We start from the raw sequence: 20,910 nt of genomic DNA on the forward strand, positions 1-20,910 counted from the left end.
TTGCCAGTTAGGAAGTCGGAATGCTCTGACCAGTCTTTTCCCAGTCCGCGAGGAAGCCTTCGATGCCCTTCTCGGTCAGGACATGCTTGAACAATCCCTTGATGACGCTGGGCGGCATGGTGGCGACATCGGCGCCGATCAGCGCACTCTGCAGCACGTGGACAGGGTTGCGGATCGAGGCGACGAGGATTTCGGTGTCGAAGCCGTAATTGGAATAGATCTGGAAGATATCGGCAATCAGTTCCATGCCGTCGAAGCCATTGTCGTCATGACGGCCGACGAAAGGCGAGACGAAGGTTGCCCCCGCTTTCGCGGCCAACAACGCCTGATTGGCCGAAAAGCACAGGGTGACATTGACCATCGTGCCTTCGCTGGTCAGCTTCTTGCAGGTTTTCAGCCCGTCGATCGTCAGCGGGACCTTGATGCAGACATTGTCCGCGATCTTCCGCAGCGTTTCGGCTTCCTTCATCATCGTGTCGTGATCCAGAGCGACGACCTCGGCGCTCACCGGACCATCGACGAGGCCGCAGATTTCCCTGGTCACATCAATGAAGTCGCGGCCAGACTTGGCAATCAGCGATGGGTTGGTGGTGACGCCGTCCAGCAGGCCGGTGTCGGCCAGTTCCTTGATGTCGGCGATGTCGGCAGTGTCGACGAAGAATTTCATATGATCAGCTCCGGAGAAGCGGGTTTTCGATTCCCGACCGCTATATGGAAGCTGTCCGCCCCGCGCCACCCCGCGCTGGGTTGCAATTTGCCGAAAGCGGGATAATTACAGCTGTAGTTAAACTACAATTGTAATCATTGGGAGTTCCTCATGGTCGTCAAACCCCTCGCCGCACTGTTACTTGCCATGGCTTCCAGCGGCATGCTCGCGCAGGGAAGCGTGATGCCCCAGGCACAGACAGAAACGGTCGAGGCCGCCATTTCGGGCCATGTGCAAGCGCTGGAACAAAGTGCGCAGCGGCCAATCGACGACCTTGTTACCGAATTCGAGAACGAGAGATTTGCTCCCGACTTCAAGAATTCGACCACCGAAGACCAGCGCCGGTCTCTCCTCACCGCCATTCGCGACGCTGCTGCCTCTGCCGGTGGAGTCATGGTCCAGCCTGCGCCGGGCGGTGTCGAGATCATGCTTATGGGACCGGTCGAGCACCGGATTGCCATGACGCTCGAAGAAACCGCGCCCTTCCGCATTGCCAGCCTGTCGATCGAGGAAGTCGCTCCGCCCCTGCCGATTACCCGCGCAGATCTGGAGTCGCGGATCGACGAGTACATGGAGGGACGCAGCGGCCTCGTCCACGTGCGGCTTGGGGGTGAGGAAGTGCTGAGTAAAGGATACGGCACCGGAAACGCCGCGCTCGGCACCACAATTGATAGCGATACGGTTTTCGGCATCGGGTCACGGCCGATCGATTTTACCACCGCCGCCGTGATGCTACTCGAAAAGCAAGGCAAGCTGTCCTTCGACGATACGCTGGCCGACCATTTCGACAATGTACCCACCGACCGCGCGGGCATGACGATCCGCCAGATGATGACCGGTAAATCTGGCCTACCGGACTTCCCCGCGAACGACAGCGATGCCGATGCGGACCTCACCTGGATCACGCGCGAACAGTTCATCGCCCGGACCATGGCGACACCGCTTCTGTTTGCCCCCGGAGAGGGCGATGCGCATTCGCATTGGGCTTTCGGAGTGCTGGCAGCGATCGTGGAGAAGCGTAGCGGGCAGCCTTATGCGAAATTCCTGCGCGAGAACTTCTTCGATCCGGCAGGAATGGAGCGGACCGGCGATTATGGCGAGAGCAGGGGCCTGCCGCTCGAGGCTTTCGCAGTCGGCGGCGGCAAGCAGGTCGGTCTGCCCAATATCCCGCCGAACTGGGGTCCGACTTCCTGGCTGGTGCTAGGCAGTGGCGGGATGTTCTCGACCCTCAACGACCTGCGAAGCTTCTACGATTATCTCGCGACGAGCGATGTGCTCGGCCCGATGAACCAGTCCCATTTCAACAGCGAGCAGGCGCAGGTCGACGGCTCCGAACGCGGGTTCGAATTGATCAGCCTCATCGGTGAAGGACGCCGAAACGAGGCATGGATCTTACTCAACAGCGGCGGCGGAACGGCCACGCGCGACTCTGTCATCCGCCCGCTGATGGCGCTGATCCGTTCGGAGTGAATTAGAGCCGCGAACCCGCCCCGAACACCCCGATGATCAGCGGATCACGCGTCGATTGCGGATCGCGGCGAATGGCTGCTTCCTCCGCCCCAATTTCGCGCCAGATCGTGTTGTCGATGCTCGCGGCCACGCGGCTGGACACCTGCGGGATATCGACGCCGGTCAGGGCGGCAATCGCCTGGCCCACCAGCGGGTCCTGCGCAACGCGCATGGCATTGCCGAGTTCGGGCACCATCGCCTCGATCAGCGAAGTGCCCATCGAATTTCGCAGGAAGGAAGTAGCCGCGGTCGGGCCGCCGCGCACCAGGTCGATCGCGTTCTGGATGCCGATGACCCGCACTGCATCGGTCACCAGCGGTGCGGCGCGATAGGCCCCTTCATAGGCAATATCGCCGAAGGCATCGTAGAGCCGGTCCTTGAACAGGGCCGAAGTAAGGATGCTCGACAGCACACCGCCGCGCGCACCCAGAAGACTTTCCAGCCCGACGGTTGCAACCTGCTGGTCCCAGTATCCATCCGGCTGGAGCATGCGGGCGAAAGCGCGCTCGCTCGACAGGAAGAGAATGCGCTGCACCGCGTCGACCATGCTGAAACCGGGCAGGCTGGCACAGCCGGACAGCGCCAGGCCGGCGCCGCCGATGGACAGGCCACCAAGGAATGCGCGCCTTCCGCTTTTCCGTTCGAGGATTGGGGGTTTCACGAGAATATCGTTCATTTCTTGTCTCCTCACAAAGTCCCACCCTTGTTTCATGTTGCTTACGCGGCCCATATGAGCCGCCAGATGAACCGCGTCCGCTGCCTCGTCCTCAATGCCGCCCTCGGCCCGCTCGACTACAAGGTGCCGGACGGCATGACGGTCGAACTAGGCCAGGTGGTGGAGTGCCCGCTGGGTCCGCGCACCGTGGTCGGGATCGTCTGGGAGGCTGAACGGCTTCCCGGCACGGACGTTCCGGCGGAGAAACTCCGCAACCTGAGGGGCCTGTACCCGATCCCTCCCCTGCCCGCGCCACTCCGCCGCCTGATCGAATGGACTGCGGACTATTACGTCGCGTCGCTGGCCAGCGCTGCGCGGATGGCACTGTCTTCGGGCGGCGCGCTGAAAGGTCCGGCGAGCATCACGGAATACCGCCTGACCGGAGGAATGCCCGAACGCCTGACCCCCCAGCGGCAGGCGGCGATGGAGGCGCTGGAGGGCGAACAGGCGACCATTCGCGAACTGGCAGGAATCGCGGGCGTATCCGAAGGGGTGCTGCGCGGACTGGTGAACCAGGGCGTGCTCGAACCGGTCGAGGTCGATTGCGATCGGCCATATGACGAGGCACGTCCCGATTATGCGCAAATCGAACTGAGCGACCCGCAACGTGAGGCGGCGAACACCTTCTCGGAGGCGGTCCGCGCCAAGAAATTCGCGCCCTTCCTGCTCGACGGGGTGACCGGATCGGGCAAGACCGAAACCTATTTCGAACCTGTCGCGGAGGCGCTGCGTATGGGCAGGCAGGTGCTCGTCCTGCTTCCCGAGATCGCTCTGACCGAGAATTTCCTCCACCGCTTCGAAGAACGTTTCGGAGCCGCACCTGTGCTGTGGCACAGCTCGCTCAAATCCACCGAGCGCCGCCGCGCATGGCGGAGCGTCTCGAGTGGAGAAGCGCAGGTGGTGGTTGGCGCGCGCTCGGCGCTGTTCCTGCCCTTCGCCAACCTCGGTCTGATCGTCGTCGACGAGGCGCATGAAACCAGCTTCAAGCAGGAAGACGGGGTGCGTTACAACGCGCGCGATGTTGCCGTGATGCGCGCGCATTTCGAGCAGTTCCCGATCATCCTCGCCAGCGCCACGCCCGCGCTCGAAAGCCTGCAGATGGCGGAAAGCGGTATTTACGCGAAGGTCGATCTGCCCAGCCGCTTCGGCGGCGCGCAATTGCCGGACATCGACATCGTGGACCTGACCGAGGAGAAACCGCCGCAGGGCATGTGGCTCGCCCAGCGGGTGGTCGACGGTATCGCGGAACGGCTTGAACGCGGCGAACAATCGCTGCTGTTCCTCAACCGGCGCGGCTACGCCCCGCTGACCCTGTGCCGCCATTGCGGCTTCCGCTTCCAGTGCCCCAATTGTACCGCCTGGCTCGTCGAACACCGCTTCACCCGCCGCCTCGCCTGCCACCATTGTGGCCACGAGACGCCCAGCCCGGCAGCCTGTCCGGAATGCGGCGAACCCGATTGCCTCGTCGCCTGCGGCCCGGGGGTGGAGCGCATTGCCGACGAGGTGGCCGAACGCCTGCCCGAAGCGCGCGTTTTCGTCGCCACGTCGGACACGCTCAATTCGCCCGGCCGGGCAGCGGAATTCATCGCCGCGGTTGAGGCGAAGGAGATCGACGTGATCGTCGGCACCCAGCTCGTCACCAAGGGATTCCACTTTCCCGAGCTCACACTGGTCGGAGTGGTCGATGCAGATCTCGGTCTGGAGGGTGGAGACTTGCGTGCGGGCGAGCGGACCTATCAGCAGGTCGCGCAGGTCGCAGGACGCGCAGGTCGCGGCTCGAAGCCAGGCGAGGTCCTGATCCAGACCCGCCACCCCGAGGCAAGCGTCATTGCCGCGCTCGCCGCCGGAGACCGCGACGCCTTTTATTCCGCCGAGACCGAAATGCGCCGCGATGCCGGTGCCCCGCCCTTCGGCCGCTGGGCCTCGATCATCGTCTCTTCGGAAGACGAATCCGAAGCGCGCGAAGCCGCACGCCGTATTGGAGATACGAGGCCCGATGTGCCTGACTGCATGATCCTCGGCCCCGCCCCCGCCCCGATGTCCCTGCTACGCGGCCGCTATCGCTACCGCCTGCTGATGAACGCCCGGCGCAGCGTGCAATTGCAGGACGTCATCCGCCAATGGCTCGGAAGACTCGACCACCCGCCCGGCGTACGCGTGGCTGTGGATGTCGATCCCTATAGCTTCGTTTGATTCTGCTGGCCGGTTGTAATAGCCTCGCTGGCAGGGATTCGGGGGAGTTCTTCTATATGATTGTGCGCCCCCACTACTTGGGGTCTGCAGGATGCGCATTTTTATTTTTATCGTCACTGCCTTGACGGCAGTATTTGCCACGCCTGCTTCCGCAGCCGACTGGTATCTCGCCGAAACCGAGCATTTCAACATTTATGCCGAAGATGATCGCGACGCGGTCGAGGAATTTGCACGCGAATTAGAACGGCTGGACGAAGTCCTGCGGATCATCAGCGGCGTTGGCCCGGACGATGGCAGCCTGCCCGATTCCTCCAAAGTTACTGTGTTCCGCTATGGACAGACCAAGGACATGGCGAGCTTGGCCGGTGCACCAGGAAGCGGGATCGGCGGCTTTTTCATTCCGCGTGCTTCCGGTTCCTATGCGTTTGTTCCGCGCACACAGAACAAGACCTATAGCCGCAGCAACCAGGGTCGCGTCGAAGGGATGGATCTAGATCCGAAGGCCGTGTTGTTTCACGAATATGTGCATTACTTCATGTACCAGCACCGCAATGCACCGTACCCCGCCTGGTACCGCGAAGGATTTGCCGAAGTTTTTTCCACCCTTCGTTCCGACGGAGACCGTTTTGTAATCGGCGATGCCCCGACCTGGCGCAGCTATGAAATCATGGCGGTGAACATCGATGTCGAGGAAATGTTCGCTCCAGGGGAGCGCAATCGTGAAACGGTTGCACGCACTTATGGGCATGGATGGCTGCTTGCCAGTCTGCTCAATTTCACGCCTGAGCGCCGACCGCAAATCACCGACTATGTGACACGTCTCGCACGCGGTGAAGACCGGCTTGAGGCTGCCCGACATGCGTTCGGCGACCTGGACCAGTTGGAAAAAGACATGAACGACTATCGCCGTGGTGCCGCAAAGGTGCTCAAGGCACCTTACATGAACAAGCAGGAACCGGCCGTCGAAATCCGCAAGCTACGCGAAGACGAGGAAGCCCGGATTGACCTGATGATCCGCTCCAAGGTCGGCGTGGATGAAGATGCGGCGGCAAAGCAGCTTCCGGAAGCGCGTTCGCTTGCGAGCCGTTATCCGCAGAGCGTGCCTGTACTACTGGCAGCAACCGAGGTCGAATTCGACAACAAGAACTACTCGGAGGCCGAGGATCTTGCTCAGAAAATACTGGCGATCGAACCAGAATCGACCGAAGCGGCGATCTACCTTGCCAACACTTCGCTGATGCGCTCGCAGGATAATCCGGAGATGATGAAGCAGGCGCGCGAACGATTCATCACGGCCAATAACATGGAGCAGGACCACCCGGTCCCGCTCTACGGCTATTACCTTACTTACCTTTTGTCGGACGAGGAAACGCCCGATAATGCCAAGGCTGCACTCGAAAGCGCTTATCAATATGCGCCCTTTGACACTCCGATCCGCCAGGCACTGGCCCATATGTTCCTTCTAGAAGGCGAAGTCGGAATCTCGAAGTCGCTCCTGACCCCCCTGATCCAGACAGGTCACGGCACACGTCAGGCCCGATGCCTCGCCCATGAACTCGAACTGTTCGAGCAAGGGGAGGAAGAGCGCTTGCTCGAGCGTCTCAAGCCCGAACATCCTGCCGCCGAAGATAACAAGGATGACGACAAGGACGAGAGCGACGAAGAAAAAGAGGATTGTGGTGAAGAGGTGGGAGAAGCCTGAACTCCTCACTAGGGTTTGATCAGCAAAGCATTCTTCCTACTAGGCATATCGATGTGTACGCATTGATTGCGTATACATCGAGATGCAAGACTCCGTCCTAGGCGACCAACTGGCCCACGATTTTGCCAGCCTGCGTGGGCAATCGTCCTTACTCCCCTTTCTCCCGCCGCAGCAGTTCCGCCTTTATCTTCGTACCATAGGCATAGCCCCCCAACCCTCCGTCAGACGCGATTACGCGGTGACAGGGAATGAGGACTGCGATGTTGTTGGCCCCGTTTGCTCCTCCGACCGCACGACTGGCCTTTGGATTGCCCAGCGCGGCGGCCAGTTCGCCATAGCTGCGGGTCTCGCCGGCAGGAATTTCCCGGAGCGTCTGCCAGACGCGCTGCTGGAATGCGGTGCCCTTTACATCGAGCGGGATATCGGCGCCCGTAGCAGCCCCGGGCTGTTCGACCGCGGCAGTGACCGATTCGAACAGCTCGCTGAACTCTTCGCCGCCCTCGACCAGCTTGGCTTTCGGGAAGCGCGCGCGCAATTCGGCCTGTCCTTCGCCGAAGGACAGGCAGCAAACCCCCTTCTCGGTCGCGGCGACAAGCATACTTCCCAGCGAAGTATCGACTGTGCTCCAGTGGATCGTGCGGCCCGCGCCGCCGTCCTTCCAGTCGCTTGCACTCATACCGCTGCCCTTCCTGTCTTCGTAAAAGCGCGAGGGTGCGCCGTAGCCGGCCTCGTAGATCGCCTGTGTCACGCTGCCGCTTTCGCGGAGCGCCTCTTCCGCCCGTTCGCGGCGCAATGCGCGCTGGTATGCCGCGGGCGACAGGCCCACCGCCCGGGTGAAAATGCGCTGGAAATGTGTCGGCGAATAGTCCGTAAGCTGCCCCAGGCGTTCGAGCGAAACCGCCTCTTCCGCCTCGCGCAGTGCCTTCAGCGCAGCCAGTACTGCCGCCTCCTCGCGGCTTTGCTGGTCCGGTGCGCAGCGCTTGCAGGCGCGCAGGCCTGCCGCCTCGGCCGCGTCGCAATTTGCGTAAAAGCGAACGTTCTCGCGCCTGGGCGCGCGCGCCGGGCAGGAAGGGCGGCAATAGATGCCCGTCGAATGGACACCGGTGACGAAGACGCCGTCGAAGCGCCGGTCCTTGGCCAGCGCAATGCGCCAGCGATCGTCATCGGTCAGGTCCTCGGTTCGGGTCATGGCTGTCATCCTTCATCGCCAATAGCGTTCTTGCAAGCTTGGCAATCGCAAAAGCTGCGGACCGGCGCATCCCGAAGCTTGCGGTCAATGTCGCGGGCCAGCTAAGAGGGCCGCGGATGGGACGACTTCTCTCTCTTATTGCCGCCCTGCTCGCGCTTCTGGCGCCTGCGCTGGCCCATGCCGATCCTGCCGACATCGATGCCGCGGCGCGCGGCGTCGTGCGCGTGGTCATCATCAGCAATGACGGCGAGGAAATCTTCCCGGTCAGCCACGGTACGGGATTTGCGGTCGGACAGGACCTGATCGTCACCAATGCCCATGTCGTCCGCGATGCGATGAACGATGCGGATCTGCGCATCGGCATCGTGCCGAGCGGCGGCGGCGAGGCGGTGTATGGCCAATTGGCTGCGGTGAACGCCCGCAACGACCTGGCGCTGGTGAAGCTGACGGGCAGCCTGCGCCTCCCCCCACTGGCGCTGGTGGGGCGGCCGATCGAAAGCGCCGCCCAGGTGACGAGCGTGGGCTACCCCATGAACGTCGACCGGGCGCAGGGGCTGGATCTGGCCGACATCTTCCGCTCCATGTCGCCGGTGAAAAGCCTCGGCTATGTTTCGGGCGAACGTCCGAGCCGCCAGTTCGATACGATCCTTCACACCGCGCCGATTGCGCGCGGCAGTTCGGGCGGCCCGCTGCTCGACCCCTGCGGCCGTGTGGTCGGGGTCAACAGCTTCGGTGCGGACAATGAAGGCGGCGATGCCGAATTCTTCTTCGCGGTCTCCAACCGCGAACTGGTGCCTTTCCTGCGGGCCAACGGCGTCGAACCCAGGTTGAACGACAATGTCTGCCGCAGTCTCGAGGAACTCGACGCTGCCGAGCAGGAGCGGCTCGAACGCGAACAGATGGAAGCAATGCAAAGCCTTGCTCAGCGCGCCGAGGAAACCCGCGAACGGCGCGAGCGTGCCCTGCTGAAGGCACAGCTGAGCGTGGCGCAGGACCGCGAGGATCGCATGGCGCTCGCCTTCGTTCTTCTGCTCGCCGCCTTCGGGATCGGCCTCTGGGCGTGGAGCAGGCACGAGCGTTTCGATGCCGGGGCAGAGAATGCAGAACTGCATCGCAGGAAAATCAACATCGCCTTCGGGATTTCCGCCTTCCTGGTCGTGGTCGCCCTCATTGCTTTCCTCACCCGCCCCGGTCTGGACGAGATCGATCGCCGCGTGGCGGCCGAGATGCAGGAAGGCTCCACGGGTTCGGGCGGCAAGGATCCACTCGCGGTGAATTCCAATGGCGATGCCGAGCTGGTGTGCCGCCTCCTGCCCGAACGCAGCCGGATCACCAGCGCCGAAGCGCCTGATATCGAGTTCGACTGGACTGCCGAGGGCTGTGTCAACGAACGTACGCAATATGGTTATGCTTCGGGCAGCTGGTCGCGCGTCTTCGTTCCCAATGAAGAGGACGCCGTTTCGGTCAACAGCTTCGACCCCGACCGCCGCATCTTCCGTTCCGAACGTTACCTGCTTTCGCGCAGCGCGATGAGCGAGGCGCGCGAGGCGCGCAGCAAATATACCGCTCCCAAATGCGGAGAGGAAGGCGCGGCCAGCCAGTTGGGCGATCTGCAAGGCGAGGTGCTCGGCCAGCTGCCGCAGCAGCCTAACGAACGACTGGTCTATCAGTGCGAGGCGCGCGAGTAGATATATAAGAGGGCCTCAACGGCTACCTGCGCCTCGCGCGTGGAAGAGCCGGCCCGCCGACCCCACTCCGCCAGAGCCTCGCCGCAAGCCCGATATACTGGCCGATCGATGGACTGCCGCACCGAAGTCCCAACATTAAGCCGCTTGACTCGGGTTGCCTTGCTCCACCCCCTTTGCTAGGCGCGCGCCAACCTTGCCGGGGCGATTCATAATCGTCCGATAACGGCTGGGACCGACAGACCCTTTTTTCCGACCCTTAGAGGACGAGAGACGCGTGGATATTTCCGCCGGTATTCAGGCTAGCCTGGCAGGGCGTTATGCCTCGGCCCTATTCGATCTGGCCAGCGAGGCAGGGACCGTCACGGCGGTCGAATCGGACCTCGAAAAGCTCGAGGCCGGTCTTGCCGAATCGCCCGAACTCAAGCTGCTCACCACCAATCCGCGCGTGACGCGCGGTCAGGCCGAAAAGGCGCTGTGGGGTGTATCCGCGATCATGGGCCTTTCCGACCTGACCCAGAAATTCCTCGGCACGCTGGCGCAGAACCGCCGGCTGGGCCAGATTCCGGGCATCATCCGAGCCTTCCGCGCCATCGCCGCCGCCCAGCGCGGGGAGGTTTCCGCCGAAGTCGCCAGCGCCCACGCGCTGACCGATGCGCAGCTTGCCGATCTCAAGAGCAAGCTCACGGCCCGCGAAGGCCGCACTGTCAAACTTTCCACGAAGGTCGACCCCGAACTGCTCGGCGGCCTCGTCGTCACCATCGGATCGAAGCGTATCGACGGCTCGATTCGTACCCGTCTCAATTCGCTCGCCCAGGCCATGAAGGCTTAAAGGACAAAACACATGGATATCCGCGCCGCAGAAATCTCCAAGGTCATCAAGGACCAGATCGCCAACTTCGGTAGCGAAGCCGAAGTCAGCGAAGTCGGTTCCGTTCTCTCGGTCGGTGACGGCATCGCCCGTATCCACGGCCTCGACAACGTACAGGCCGGCGAGATGATCGAATTCGCCAACGGCGTCCAGGGCATGGCCCTGAACCTCGAAGCCGACAATGTCGGTGCGGTTATCTTCGGCGCCGACACCGAAATCGGCGAAGGCGATACCGTCAAGCGTACCGGCACCATCGTTGACGTTCCCGTCGGCAAGGGCCTGCTCGGCCGCGTGGTCGACGCCCTCGGCAACCCGATCGACGGCAAGGGCCCGATCGAATCGACCGAACGCCGCCGCGTCGAAGTAAAGGCGCCGGGCATCATTCCGCGTGAATCGGTTTCCGAACCCGTGCAGTCGGGCCTCAAGGCCATCGACGCGCTCGTTCCCGTCGGCCGCGGCCAGCGCGAACTTATCATTGGCGACCGTCAGACCGGCAAGTCCGCCGTCGCGATCGACACCTTCATCAACCAGAAGGAACTGAACGCAGGCGACGACGAGAGCAAGAAGCTCTACTGCGTCTACGTTGCGGTCGGCCAGAAGCGTTCGACCGTGGCGCAGATCGTCAAGCAGCTCGAAGAAAACGGCGCGATGGAATATTCGATCGTCGTCGCCGCAACCGCATCGGAGCCCGCTCCGCTGCAGTATCTCGCACCCTACACCGGCTGCGCGATGGGCGAATTCTTCCGCGACAACGGCATGCATGCCGTGATCGTTTACGACGACCTTTCCAAGCAGGCCGTGGCCTATCGCCAGATGTCGCTGCTGCTTCGTCGTCCTCCGGGCCGTGAAGCCTATCCGGGCGACGTGTTCTACCTCCACAGCCGCCTGCTCGAGCGCGCGGCCAAGATGAGCAAGGCCAATGGCGGCGGTTCGCTGACCGCGCTGCCGATCATCGAAACGCAGGCGGGCGACGTGTCGGCCTATATCCCGACCAACGTGATCTCGATCACCGACGGCCAGATCTTCCTCGAAACCGACCTGTTCTACCAGGGCATCCGTCCGGCCATCAACGTCGGCCTGTCGGTCAGCCGTGTGGGCGGTGCCGCCCAGACCAAGGCGATGAAGAAGGTTTCGGGCTCGATGAAGCTCGACCTCGCGCAGTACCGTGAAATGGCCGCCTTCGCGCAGTTCGGTTCGGACCTCGACGCCGCTACGCAGAAGCTGCTCAACCGCGGTGCGCGCCTGACCGAGCTGCTCAAGCAGCCGCAGTTCTCGCCCATGCCCTTCGAAGAACAGACCGTTTCGATCTTCGCCGGCACCAACGGCTATCTCGACGATGTCGCGGTGGAACGCGTGACCGACTACGAAGAACAGATGCTCAGCTACATGCGTTCAGAGCACGGCGACGTTCTCGAAACCATCCGCACCACCGGCAAGTTCGAAGACGATGTGAAGGACAAGGTCGTCGACGCGCTCAAGACCTTCGCCAAGCAGTTCGCCTGAGACCCACGAGACTAACAGGGAGCCGTCATGGCCTCGCTTAAAGAACTCAAGGGCCGGATCAACTCGGTCAAGTCGACCCAGAAGATCACCAAGGCCAAGCAGATGGTCGCTGCGGCCAAGCTGCGCCGTGCGCAGGCCGCTGCCGAAGCCGCGCGTCCCTATGCCGAACGGCTGTCGGGCGTGATGGCCTCGCTCGCCGGCAAGGTGAGCGGCGACAGCGCGCCCAAGCTGCTGCGCGGCACCGGTTCGGACCAGCGCCACCTGCTGGTCGTCGTGAACACCGACAAGGGCCTGTGCGGCGGTCTCAACGCCAACATCGTCAAGGCCGCCAAGGTCAAGGCGCGGGCGCTGATCGCCGAAGGCAAGGACGTGGAGTTCTATCTCGTCGGCAAGAAAGGCCGTGCACCCATCAAGCGCGACTATGCCGACCGGATCAAGAAGCATTACGACACCTCGAACGTGCGCCAGCCGGGCTTCGAGGAAGCCGAGGAAATCGCCGACGATCTGATCGCCCGCTTCGAAAGCGGCGAATTCGATGTTGCGCACCTCGTCTACCCCATCTTCAAATCCGCGCTTGCGCAGGATCCCACGGTCGACCAGCTCATTCCCGTTCCGGCGCCGGAAGGCGAAGGCACCGGCGGCGATGCCGTGGTCGAATATGAACCGGGCGAAGAGGAAATCCTCGAAGAGCTTCTGCCGCGCTATGTGAAGACGCAGCTGTTCGGCGCACTGCTCGAGCGTGAGGCGTCGGAACAGGGCGCTTCGATGACTGCTATGGACAATGCCACGCGCAATGCGGGCGAGCTGATCCAGAAGCTGACGATCCAGTACAACCGCAGCCGCCAGGCCGCCATCACCACCGAGCTGATCGAAATCATCGCCGGTGCGGAAGCCCTTTAAAGGAAGCCACAAGTGAAGAAACTCGCCCTCCTCCTTCCGATTTTCGCACTCGCCGCTTGCGGCGAAGAGTCTGCGCCCGAACCGGCTGCCACTGAAGTGGCTGCGCCAGAACCCGAGAGCACGCTTCCTCCGCCCGACCAGGCTTTCTTCAAGCGGACCTTCGCCGAAACCTGTGAAGGCGCGGAACCGGTCAGCGAAGCCATCTGCCGCCGTGCGATGGGTGCCGATACCGTCTCGTGCGAATTCAGCCTCGGCGAAGACGAATACCTGCGTCACGAAGCCACTCTGGCCGCCAACGAAGACAATACCGATTGGATGCTGGAAGACGCCGAAAACCTTTGTGCCGAGCACGGCGCTCACCACCAAGACTCCTGAGCCAGTAGGATACCGATATCATGGCCACCGCACCCAAACTTAACCAGAGCCCCAACGGCACCATCGCCCAGGTCATCGGCGCCGTCGTCGACGTCGCCTTTCCGGGTGAACTGCCCCCGATCCTGACCGCGCTGGAGACGAAGAACGGCGACAACACGCTCGTTCTCGAAGTCGCACAGCACCTCGGTGAGAACACCGTCCGCACGATCGCGATGGACGGCACCGACGGCCTGACCCGCGGGCAGGAAGTCATCAACACCGGCGCCCAGATCTCGGTCCCGGTCGGACCGAAGACGCTCGGCCGCATCATGAACGTCATCGGCGAGCCGATCGACGAGCGCGGCCCGGTCGGTGCAGAACGCACCATGCCCATCCACGCGGAAGCCCCGCTGTTCGTCGATCAGTCGACCGAAGCGGCCATCCTCGTAACCGGCATCAAGGTCATCGACCTGCTCGCGCCCTATGCGCGTGGCGGCAAGATCGGCCTGTTCGGCGGTGCCGGCGTCGGCAAGACCGTGCTGATCCAGGAACTGATCAACAACATCGCCAAGGGCCACGGCGGCGTGTCCGTCTTCGCCGGTGTGGGTGAACGTACCCGCGAAGGTAACGACCTCTACCACGAATTCCTCGACGCCGGCGTCATCGCCAAGAACGAAGCTGGCGAAGCCATCTCTGAAGGCTCGAAGGTCGCACTGGTCTTCGGCCAGATGAACGAACCTCCTGGCGCACGTGCCCGCGTCGCTCTCTCGGGTCTGACGATGGCGGAATATTTCCGTGACGAGGAAGGCCAGGACGTGCTGTTCTTCGTCGACAACATCTTCCGCTTCACGCAGGCCGGTTCGGAAGTGTCCGCACTGCTCGGCCGTATTCCTTCGGCCGTGGGCTATCAGCCTACCCTGTCGACCGACATGGGTAACCTGCAGGAACGCATCACCTCGACCACCAAGGGTTCGATTACCTCGGTCCAGGCCATCTACGTTCCCGCCGACGACCTTACCGACCCGGCACCGGCAACCTCGTTCGCCCACCTTGACGCGACGACCACCCTGTCCCGCGCCATCTCCGAGCTCGGCATCTACCCGGCAGTCGACCCGCTCGACTCGACCAGCCGCGTTCTGGAACCGCGCGTCGTCGGCCAGGAACACTACGAAACCGCCCGCCGCGTCCAGGAAACGCTCCAGAAGTACAAGAGCCTCCAGGACATCATCGCCATCCTCGGTATGGACGAACTAAGCGAAGAAGATAAGCTGACCGTGGCCCGTGCCCGCAAGATCCAGCGCTTCCTTTCGCAGCCGTTCCACGTGGCCGAAGTCTTCACCAACATCCCGGGTGTGTTCGTTCAGCTTGAAGACACGGTGAAGTCGTTCAAGGCTGTCGTCGACGGCGAATACGACCACCTGCCGGAAAGCGCCTTCTACATGGTCGGCGGTATCGACCAAGCGGTCGAGAAGGCCAAGAAGCTCGCCGAGGAATCGTAAGGATATGGCCCTTCACTTCGAACTCGTCACGCCGGAAAAACTGGTCCGCTCGGAAGACGTCCACATGGTCGTCGTGCCCGGTGCGGAAGGCGATTTCGGCGTGCTCGAGGGCCACGCGCCTTTCATGTCCACCATCCACGATGGCGACGTGCAGGTGTACAAGACCGAAGGCTCTGCCCCCGAGACGATCGAAGTGCGCGGCGGCTTCGCCGAAGTCAGCGAAAAGGGCCTCACGGTTCTGGCGGAACACGTCGAAGGCTGAGCCTGCGCATAGATTAGAGCATTTGAAGGGCGGCCCGTTTGGGTCGCCCTTTTTGCTTCCAGTTGGGGGTAATGCCAATTCGTAACTTTCCCGGTCCGTAGGTGCGGGATAACCCAGCAGGATGGTGCTTCGCGGAATTTCATTCGGCTATCTGACGGTCATAGCGATTGCCCTTGCCGCTGCATCCTTGCCCCTACCCGACAACAGCCGGGGCAACTCGTTTGTTACGATAGCTGTTCTCGTCATTCCGCTTTTCATCTGCGCGCAGCCATTTCGCCTGATGCTGAAACGTCATCCAGCGCCCACGCGCCAGCTAGTCAGCGACATACGAGAGCATTGGCCCAAGCTACTATGGGCAGTTGCCCTCTACCTTTCGCTTGCAGTCACGCTCGAAGCGTTCAGCGGGATCAAGAAATCGATCCCCTTCGTGATACCGTTCTACCTCGATCCCTTCCTGATCGAACTCGACCGATTCCTGTTCTTCGGAACCGATCCATGGAGGATCACCCACGCCCTGTTTGGTTGGGCGACACAACCGATAGTTTGGCTCTATAACGCATGGCACTTCGTTCACATCGGTTTGGCGGTCTGGGTGGCTTTCTCGTTCGACGAGATCCAGAAGATCCGCTTTACCCTAATCTTGCAGTTTATCTGGCTGGTACTTGGAGGGGGCAGCCATGCTGATGTCATCGGTCGGGCCCGTAATGGTCGGAGACTTCTTCGCCGATCGCAGCTTCGATCCAATGCTCTCGGTCCTGCAGCAGCGCGCTCCGTCAGTCATCGGGATCAAGGACGCCTTGATCGCAACCATGGATAACCCGCTTTTGATTAGCGGTATTTCCGCCATGCCATCGATCCACGTCGCAATTGCCGTCGCCGCGGCTCTGTGGATTCAAAGATATCGGGTGAAAGTGCTTACCCTCGTCGGCTGGACCTATGCAGCAGCCATCTACATCGGGTCGATCCACCTGGGATGGCACTACGCAACCGACGGCCTCGTTTCAGCACCGCTAGTGCTGCTCGTCTGGTGGCTGGCAGGCAAATATCTCGGCTGGTTAGAGGGACGTGAATTAACGCTTGGCCGACGCCCTGTGCTTTATTCCAAAACCGACCGGTAGAACACGTTTCGACCAACAGCAGTCGGGAGCCGACAAGCGATTTTACACTTCGCGCGCCCGCAGGCATACCGACAGATCTGCAAGGAGGGACGCACAGCATGAAATGCGTATCGACACTCGCCATTGGCGCAGCCATGGCATTTGGAATGAGTAGCGTGACAATGGCACAAGACGGCGTGCCCGGCCCAGAAGAAGATCCGCATATCTGGCTGGAAGAGGCCCGCAGCGACGAAGCGCTGGCGTGGGTCGAAGCGGAGAACGAGCGGACTACTGCCCATATGACCGCCGATCCGCGTTTCGAGCAGCTCAAGGCCGAAGCGCTGGCAATCTACGACAGCGAAGACAAGATTCCTTACGTGTCGTTCCGCCCGGATGGCCTCTACAACTTCTGGCAAGACAAGCAGAATCCGAAGGGTGTGCTTCGGCGCACTACCCTGGAAAGCTATCGCGGCGATGCAACCGTATGGGAAACCGTGCTGGATATCGACGCACTCGCCGCTGCCGAAGGCAAGGAATGGGTTTACAAGGGTTCGACCTGCCTGCCGCCGGAAATGCGCTATTGCATGATTGCCCTGTCCGACGGGGGCAAGGACGCCACCATCTTGCGCGAATTCGACATGCAAACGCGGAGCTTCGTGGAAGGCGGCTTCGTCATCGACAGCGAAAGCCAGGGCGGTATCGAATGGCTCGACCGCGATACCTTGCTGGTTAACCGTGATTTTGGCGAAGGCACACTCACAGAAAGCGAGTATCCCTTCACCACCCGCCTCTGGAAACGCGGGACCGAGCTGGCCAACGCTCCGGAAATCTACCGGGGCGAAGCTGACGACGTGTGGGCGGGCGCAAGCCTGCTGCGCGATTCCGCGGGCATTGTGCATGGTTACACCGCCATGCGCGGAACCTCCTTCCATGACCGCGCCTGGTATCTGCAACAGGACGGCGAATGGGTCAGGCTGGAAATGCCGGAGAAGTCATCGCTCGGCGGAATTATCGATGGCCAGATGCTGTTCTCCACCGATGTCGACTGGACGGTCGGCGACCAGACCTTCCCGGCAGATGCCCTGATTTCCGCGAATCTGGAAGAGTGGCTGGCCGATCCCAACGGTGCGGAAAAGACGCTCGTCTGGGCACCGGGTGACCGCCAGACGAAACAGGGTGGCGGGTCGACTGCCAGCAGCGCCTATATCAACATCCTCGACAACGTGATCGGCAAGGTTCTGAAGTTCGATTACGAAGACGGACAGTGGGTCAGCAGCGAAATAGCCCTGCCCGACAATGCCACGGTTGGCGTCGCGGCAACATCGAACGAATCCGAAGACATCATGTATTCGGTGACTAATTTCCTTGAACCCAGTGCGCTCTATTATTCCGACGGATCTTCAACTCCGGAAATCATCAAGACTTCGCCCGCTTATTTCGATCCCGCGGGCATGGAAGTCGAGCAGTTCGAAGCGACCAGCAAGGACGGGACCAAGATTCCCTACTTCCTCGTCAAACCCGAGGGCATGGTGATGGACGGGAGCACTGCCACGCTCCTGACCGGTTATGGCGGCTTCCAGGTTCCCCGCCTGCCCGGCTACCTTGGAACGACTGGCAAGCTGTGGCTCGAAAAGGGTGGCGCCTATGTCCTCGCGAACATGCGCGGCGGCGGCGAGTTCGGCCCGATGTGGCACCAGACCGCCATCCGAGAGAACAAGCAGCGCACCTGGGACGACTTCATTGCCGTCGCCGAGGATCTGGTGAAACGCAGCATAACCTCGCCCGACCATCTGGGCATCCAGGGCGGTTCGCAGGGCGGCCTGCTGGTCGGTACGGCTTTCACCCAGCGGCCCGATCTGTTCGATGCCGCGATTGTCCAGATTCCGCTCTTCGACATGCTCCGCTATCACCTGATCGGCCGGGGCGCTTCTTGGATTGGTGAATATGGCGATCCCCGTATCCCAGAGCAGCGCGCCTGGATCGAAGGCTATTCGCCCTACCAGAAGCTGGTGGAGGGCGTGGACTATCCCGAACCGTTCCTGTGGGCCTCGACAGCCGACGATCGCACCCATCCTGCGCATGCGCGCAAGGGTGCCGCAAAGCTGAAGGCACTCGGCCAGCCATACTGGTATTACGAGGAAACTACGGGCGGCCATTCGGGCGGTGTGGACAACGAACAACGCGCCCAGCTTCAGGCGCTGCAGATGGTTTATCTGATGCAGCGTTTGATGGACGACAACGAGGGCGAGTAAGCGTCCTGACGAGTTGGAGAGGGAGGGCGGTCCGGCAGAGGGCCGCCCTTAATCTATCGACTCCGCCTCACGGGCGCATGGAAATCGGGTGGTTTGTCGGCAATCCATTGCAGAAATCTGGCAATGTCATCGTGAAGGGAAATCGCTTCCCGGTCATCGCCGAAGCGAGCTAGCTCCGCATTCGTAAAGGTCTTGTGGATCGTTTTGTGACAGATCGGATGCACCGGAACGGTTCCGCGTCCCTTCTTCGACTTCGGGATGGGATGGTGCCACTGAACTCGATGGCCGAGGGGTCGCACGCACAACCAACAGGCGGATGTTTGTTCGTTCAGCCCTTTTTCTCCGCAGCCTTTTTTTTCTTCATCGCATCGTGAAAGCGATCGGCCCAGCCCGGCTTTACCAGCTGTTCGGCCCGCACCATGCGTAGCTCTCCCGCCGCCACATCACGGCTCACGGCGCTGCCCGCTGCCACGATTGCATCCGCACCGATGGATACCGGCGCGATCAACGAGCTGTTGCTGCCGATAAAGGCACGTTCGCCGATCCTGGTCTGATGCTTGAAATAACCGTCATAATTGCAGGTAATGGTCCCTGCCCCGATATTCGCGCCCGCCCCCACAAAGGCATCGCCCAGATAACTCAGGTGATTGGCTTTCGCGCCTTCGCCCAGCGTGGCCTTTTTCATCTCGACGAAGTTTCCGACCTTGGAGGCCTTCTCCATGACAGCGCCCGGACGTAGGCGGGCATAGGGACCCACTTCGCAATCCTCCCCGACATGTGCGCCCTCAAGGTGGCTGAATGCGCGGATACGTGCGCCGCGCTCAACTTTCACCCCGGGGCCGAAAACGACATTGGGTTCGATCGTCACATCGGTAGCGAGTTCGGTATCGTAACTGAAGAACACCGTATCCGGGGCTTTCAACGTAACGCCGTTCTCCAGGGCCTCTTCCCGCCGCAATTCCTGCCACTGATGCTCCGCCGCGGCGAGTTCCTTGCGTGAATTGATGCCGAGTACCTCTTCCGGCTTATCCGCCACTACTGCAGCGCAAGTGTGCCCTTCCCGTACCGCTACGTTGACGATGTCGGGAAGGTAGTATTCTCCCTGCGCATTGTCGTTGTCGACGCGCTCCAGCAGGTCGAAAAGGTCCTTGCTGCGTGCAGCCATCAGACCCGAATTGCATAACCGTGTGGCGCGTTCCGCTTCGTTTGCGTCCTTGAACTCGACCATTTTTTCGATCGTCATGTCGGAATGCGTGATGACGCGGCCGTATTGCAGCGCATCCTCCGGCTCGAAACCGAGGACAACCACAGCGGGTTCGTCATGCGCGCGTAAACGTTCGAGCATCCCGATGATGGTTTTGGCGGTAATGAAGGGTGCGTCACCCAGTAACATGATCACATCGCCTTCGAACCCGGCCAGCTCATCCTTGGCCTGCGCCACCGCGTGCCCCGTTCCGAGCTGCGGCTCCTGCACTACGCAGATCGCGCGATCGGAAACCTGATCGATGACCTGTTCACGTTCGTCGCCTACGATGACGATTGTCTTGGCGGGCTCTAGTATCTGCACCTGGGCCATAAGATGCTCGATAATCGGCCTTCCTGCGATATTGTGGAGGACCTTGTGGAGCTTGCTTTTGAGGCGCGAGCCCTTGCCGGCTGCAAGGATGACGACGGCGAATTCACGGCTTTTGTTCATGGGATGGCGCCATGCCACCAATCGCTTGCAGTTTGAAGAACCATCCTGCACTTCCGGCCGGATGGCTAATTTTCCCTTCGATATTGTCGCTTTCGACCTTGATGGCACCCTTCTCGAAACGCATCGCGATCTCGGCACGGCCGTAAACCATGCGCTGGCGTTCGCGGGTTTTGCCGCAGTGCCGATCGACAGCGCGAGCGACCTGATCGGCGGCGGGGCGAAAATCATGCTGAAACAGGCCGTAGATGCGCAGGGTGGCATGCCGCACGAAGAGTTTCGCGATGTATACAAAGTAATGCTGGCCTATTACGGCGAGAACTACGCGGTTCACACTCGCCCCTATCCCCATGCTGTCGAGACGCTGGACGAACTGGCTGCCCGCGGTGTGCGCCTCGGGGTCGTTACCAACAAGTTCGAAGGCTTCGCCCGGGGCATTCTCGATACACTTGATCTAAGTAACCACTTCGATTGCGTGATCGGTGGCGACAGCATCGGCAAGGGACCCGACGGTCGGCACATAGCCAAGCCCTTCCCCGAACCACTTTTCAAGGCGCGTGAGTGCTGTGGCGGCGGACGCATGGTCTTCATAGGCGACAGCAGCTACGATATGAGAGCTGCGCGAGCGGCGAATGTGCCAGTCGTCGCAGCGTGCTATGGCTATTGCGACAAGTCCCGTGAAGAACTCGGCGCGGACGCTGCGATTGATTCGCTAGCTCAACTGGTGGGTGCGCTCGAGCAGCTGTGATTGCACGCCCTGCCCTTACGGCACGGCGGATC

Annotated in this window: 19 protein-coding genes; 14 read left to right on the forward strand and 5 right to left on the reverse strand. The window is 61.5% G+C overall.

All coding sequences use genetic code 11. The annotated features are described in order from the left end of the window. Positions 1-7 precede the first annotated feature (7 nt). On the reverse strand, positions 8-667 hold the full coding sequence (gene fsa, locus K3180_RS06490) for a fructose-6-phosphate aldolase (protein ID WP_221539168.1): 660 nt from the start codon (positions 665-667) through the stop codon (positions 8-10). Between the two features lie 150 nt (positions 668-817). Between fsa and K3180_RS06495 the strand changes: the two genes are divergently transcribed. Further along, on the forward strand, positions 818-2,176 hold the full coding sequence (locus K3180_RS06495; RefSeq protein WP_221539169.1) for a serine hydrolase domain-containing protein: 1,359 nt from the start codon (positions 818-820) through the stop codon (positions 2,174-2,176). A 1-nt stretch (position 2,177) separates the two neighbouring features. Here K3180_RS06495 and K3180_RS06500 read toward each other — a convergent pair whose 3' ends face one another. Then, on the reverse strand, positions 2,178-2,891 hold the full coding sequence (locus K3180_RS06500) for a DUF4197 domain-containing protein (RefSeq protein WP_221539172.1): 714 nt from the start codon (positions 2,889-2,891) through the stop codon (positions 2,178-2,180). Between the two features lie 54 nt (positions 2,892-2,945). On the opposite strand from K3180_RS06500, the gene K3180_RS06505 reads away from it, so the two are divergent. Both K3180_RS06505 and K3180_RS06510 read left to right on the forward strand, forming a co-directional pair. Further along, a complete protein-coding gene (locus K3180_RS06505; protein ID WP_282098537.1) occupies positions 2,946-5,123 on the forward strand; it encodes a primosomal protein N' in 2,178 nt (725 codons plus the stop codon). A 91-nt stretch (positions 5,124-5,214) separates the two neighbouring features. Next, positions 5,215-6,825, forward strand: coding sequence for a tetratricopeptide repeat protein (locus tag K3180_RS06510; RefSeq protein WP_221539176.1), 1,611 nt, complete (start codon positions 5,215-5,217; stop codon positions 6,823-6,825). 148 nt (positions 6,826-6,973) lie between these two features. On the opposite strand, the gene K3180_RS06515 is transcribed toward K3180_RS06510, so the two are convergent. Next, on the reverse strand, positions 6,974-8,014 hold the full coding sequence (locus tag K3180_RS06515) for a bifunctional transcriptional activator/DNA repair enzyme AdaA (RefSeq protein ID WP_221539178.1): 1,041 nt from the start codon (positions 8,012-8,014) through the stop codon (positions 6,974-6,976). Positions 8,015-8,052: 38 nt separating this feature from the next. On the opposite strand from K3180_RS06515, the gene K3180_RS06520 reads away from it, so the two are divergent. The 10 genes from K3180_RS06520 to K3180_RS06565 all read left to right on the forward strand — a co-directional run bounded on the left by K3180_RS06520 (position 8,053) and on the right by K3180_RS06565 (position 18,437). Beyond that, the gene (locus K3180_RS06520; RefSeq protein ID WP_345719434.1) at positions 8,053-9,702 is read left to right on the forward strand and encodes a S1 family peptidase; all 1,650 of its coding nucleotides are present in this window, start codon (positions 8,053-8,055) and stop codon (positions 9,700-9,702) included. A gap of 274 nt (positions 9,703-9,976) precedes the next feature. Beyond that, positions 9,977-10,531 carry a F0F1 ATP synthase subunit delta gene (locus K3180_RS06525; protein WP_221539179.1) on the forward strand — a complete coding sequence of 185 codons (555 nt, stop codon included), beginning with the start codon at positions 9,977-9,979 and terminating at the stop codon, positions 10,529-10,531. 12 nt (positions 10,532-10,543) lie between these two features. Then, positions 10,544-12,073, forward strand: coding sequence for a F0F1 ATP synthase subunit alpha (gene atpA / locus K3180_RS06530; protein ID WP_221539181.1), 1,530 nt, complete (start codon positions 10,544-10,546; stop codon positions 12,071-12,073). A 27-nt stretch (positions 12,074-12,100) separates the two neighbouring features. Further along, a complete protein-coding gene (locus K3180_RS06535; protein WP_221539183.1) occupies positions 12,101-12,973 on the forward strand; it encodes a F0F1 ATP synthase subunit gamma in 873 nt (290 codons plus the stop codon). Between the two features lie 12 nt (positions 12,974-12,985). Continuing rightward, a complete protein-coding gene (locus K3180_RS06540) occupies positions 12,986-13,348 on the forward strand; it encodes a hypothetical protein (protein ID WP_221539185.1) in 363 nt (120 codons plus the stop codon). Positions 13,349-13,368: 20 nt separating this feature from the next. Beyond that, positions 13,369-14,826, forward strand: coding sequence for a F0F1 ATP synthase subunit beta (gene atpD / locus K3180_RS06545; RefSeq protein ID WP_221539188.1), 1,458 nt, complete (start codon positions 13,369-13,371; stop codon positions 14,824-14,826). Between the two features lie 4 nt (positions 14,827-14,830). After that, entirely contained in the window at positions 14,831-15,088 is a 258-nt protein-coding gene (locus K3180_RS06550) for an ATP synthase F1 subunit epsilon (RefSeq protein WP_221539190.1), read from the forward strand. Positions 15,089-15,209: 121 nt separating this feature from the next. Further along, the gene (locus tag K3180_RS06555) at positions 15,210-15,905 is read left to right on the forward strand and encodes a hypothetical protein (RefSeq protein ID WP_221539191.1); all 696 of its coding nucleotides are present in this window, start codon (positions 15,210-15,212) and stop codon (positions 15,903-15,905) included. 28 nt (positions 15,906-15,933) lie between these two features. Further along, the gene (locus K3180_RS06560) at positions 15,934-16,206 is read left to right on the forward strand and encodes a phosphatase PAP2 family protein (RefSeq protein WP_425594519.1); all 273 of its coding nucleotides are present in this window, start codon (positions 15,934-15,936) and stop codon (positions 16,204-16,206) included. Between the two features lie 98 nt (positions 16,207-16,304). Further along, positions 16,305-18,437: a prolyl oligopeptidase family serine peptidase gene (locus K3180_RS06565; protein WP_221539195.1), complete on the forward strand. Its 2,133-nt coding sequence runs from the start codon at positions 16,305-16,307 to the stop codon at positions 18,435-18,437. Between the two features lie 53 nt (positions 18,438-18,490). Here K3180_RS06565 and K3180_RS12910 read toward each other — a convergent pair whose 3' ends face one another. Together K3180_RS12910 and glmU are read right to left on the reverse strand one after the other, a co-directional pair. Beyond that, a complete protein-coding gene (locus K3180_RS12910; protein WP_247710383.1) occupies positions 18,491-18,769 on the reverse strand; it encodes an HNH endonuclease in 279 nt (92 codons plus the stop codon). Beyond that, the gene (gene glmU, locus K3180_RS06570; RefSeq protein ID WP_221539197.1) at positions 18,766-20,133 is read right to left on the reverse strand and encodes a bifunctional UDP-N-acetylglucosamine diphosphorylase/glucosamine-1-phosphate N-acetyltransferase GlmU; all 1,368 of its coding nucleotides are present in this window, start codon (positions 20,131-20,133) and stop codon (positions 18,766-18,768) included. The genes K3180_RS12910 and glmU overlap by 4 nt, the downstream gene beginning before the upstream one ends. 61 nt (positions 20,134-20,194) lie before the next feature. On the opposite strand from glmU, the gene K3180_RS06575 reads away from it, so the two are divergent. After that, a complete protein-coding gene (locus K3180_RS06575; RefSeq protein WP_221539199.1) occupies positions 20,195-20,878 on the forward strand; it encodes an HAD-IA family hydrolase in 684 nt (227 codons plus the stop codon). Positions 20,879-20,910 lie beyond the last annotated feature (32 nt).

The sequence above is a fragment of the Qipengyuania huizhouensis genome (assembly GCF_019711635.1).
Classification (GTDB): Bacteria; Pseudomonadota; Alphaproteobacteria; order Sphingomonadales; family Sphingomonadaceae; genus Qipengyuania; species Qipengyuania huizhouensis.

Bases quoted from the DNA above. Each gene is read 5' to 3' on its own strand.
- K3180_RS06535 (WP_221539183.1), top strand. From the start codon at position 12,101: ATGGCCTCGCTTAAAGAACTCAAGGGCCGGATCAACTCGGTCAAGTCG.
- K3180_RS06500 (WP_221539172.1), bottom strand. From the start codon at position 2,891: ATGAACGATATTCTCGTGAAACCCCCAATCCTCGAACGGAAAAGCGGA.
- K3180_RS06550 (WP_221539190.1), top strand. From the start codon at position 14,831: ATGGCCCTTCACTTCGAACTCGTCACGCCGGAAAAACTGGTCCGCTCG.
- K3180_RS06495 (WP_221539169.1), top strand. From the start codon at position 818: ATGGTCGTCAAACCCCTCGCCGCACTGTTACTTGCCATGGCTTCCAGC.
- K3180_RS06510 (WP_221539176.1), top strand. From the start codon at position 5,215: ATGCGCATTTTTATTTTTATCGTCACTGCCTTGACGGCAGTATTTGCC.
- K3180_RS06505 (WP_282098537.1), top strand. From the start codon at position 2,946: ATGAGCCGCCAGATGAACCGCGTCCGCTGCCTCGTCCTCAATGCCGCC.
- atpD (WP_221539188.1), top strand. From the start codon at position 13,369: ATGGCCACCGCACCCAAACTTAACCAGAGCCCCAACGGCACCATCGCC.
- K3180_RS06565 (WP_221539195.1), top strand. From the start codon at position 16,305: ATGAAATGCGTATCGACACTCGCCATTGGCGCAGCCATGGCATTTGGA.
- K3180_RS06575 (WP_221539199.1), top strand. From the start codon at position 20,195: ATGGCTAATTTTCCCTTCGATATTGTCGCTTTCGACCTTGATGGCACC.
- K3180_RS06515 (WP_221539178.1), bottom strand. From the start codon at position 8,014: ATGACCCGAACCGAGGACCTGACCGATGACGATCGCTGGCGCATTGCG.
- K3180_RS06555 (WP_221539191.1), top strand. From the start codon at position 15,210: ATGGTGCTTCGCGGAATTTCATTCGGCTATCTGACGGTCATAGCGATT.
- K3180_RS06560 (WP_425594519.1), top strand. From the start codon at position 15,934: ATGCCATCGATCCACGTCGCAATTGCCGTCGCCGCGGCTCTGTGGATT.
- glmU (WP_221539197.1), bottom strand. From the start codon at position 20,133: ATGAACAAAAGCCGTGAATTCGCCGTCGTCATCCTTGCAGCCGGCAAG.
- atpA (WP_221539181.1), top strand. From the start codon at position 10,544: ATGGATATCCGCGCCGCAGAAATCTCCAAGGTCATCAAGGACCAGATC.
- fsa (WP_221539168.1), bottom strand. From the start codon at position 667: ATGAAATTCTTCGTCGACACTGCCGACATCGCCGACATCAAGGAACTG.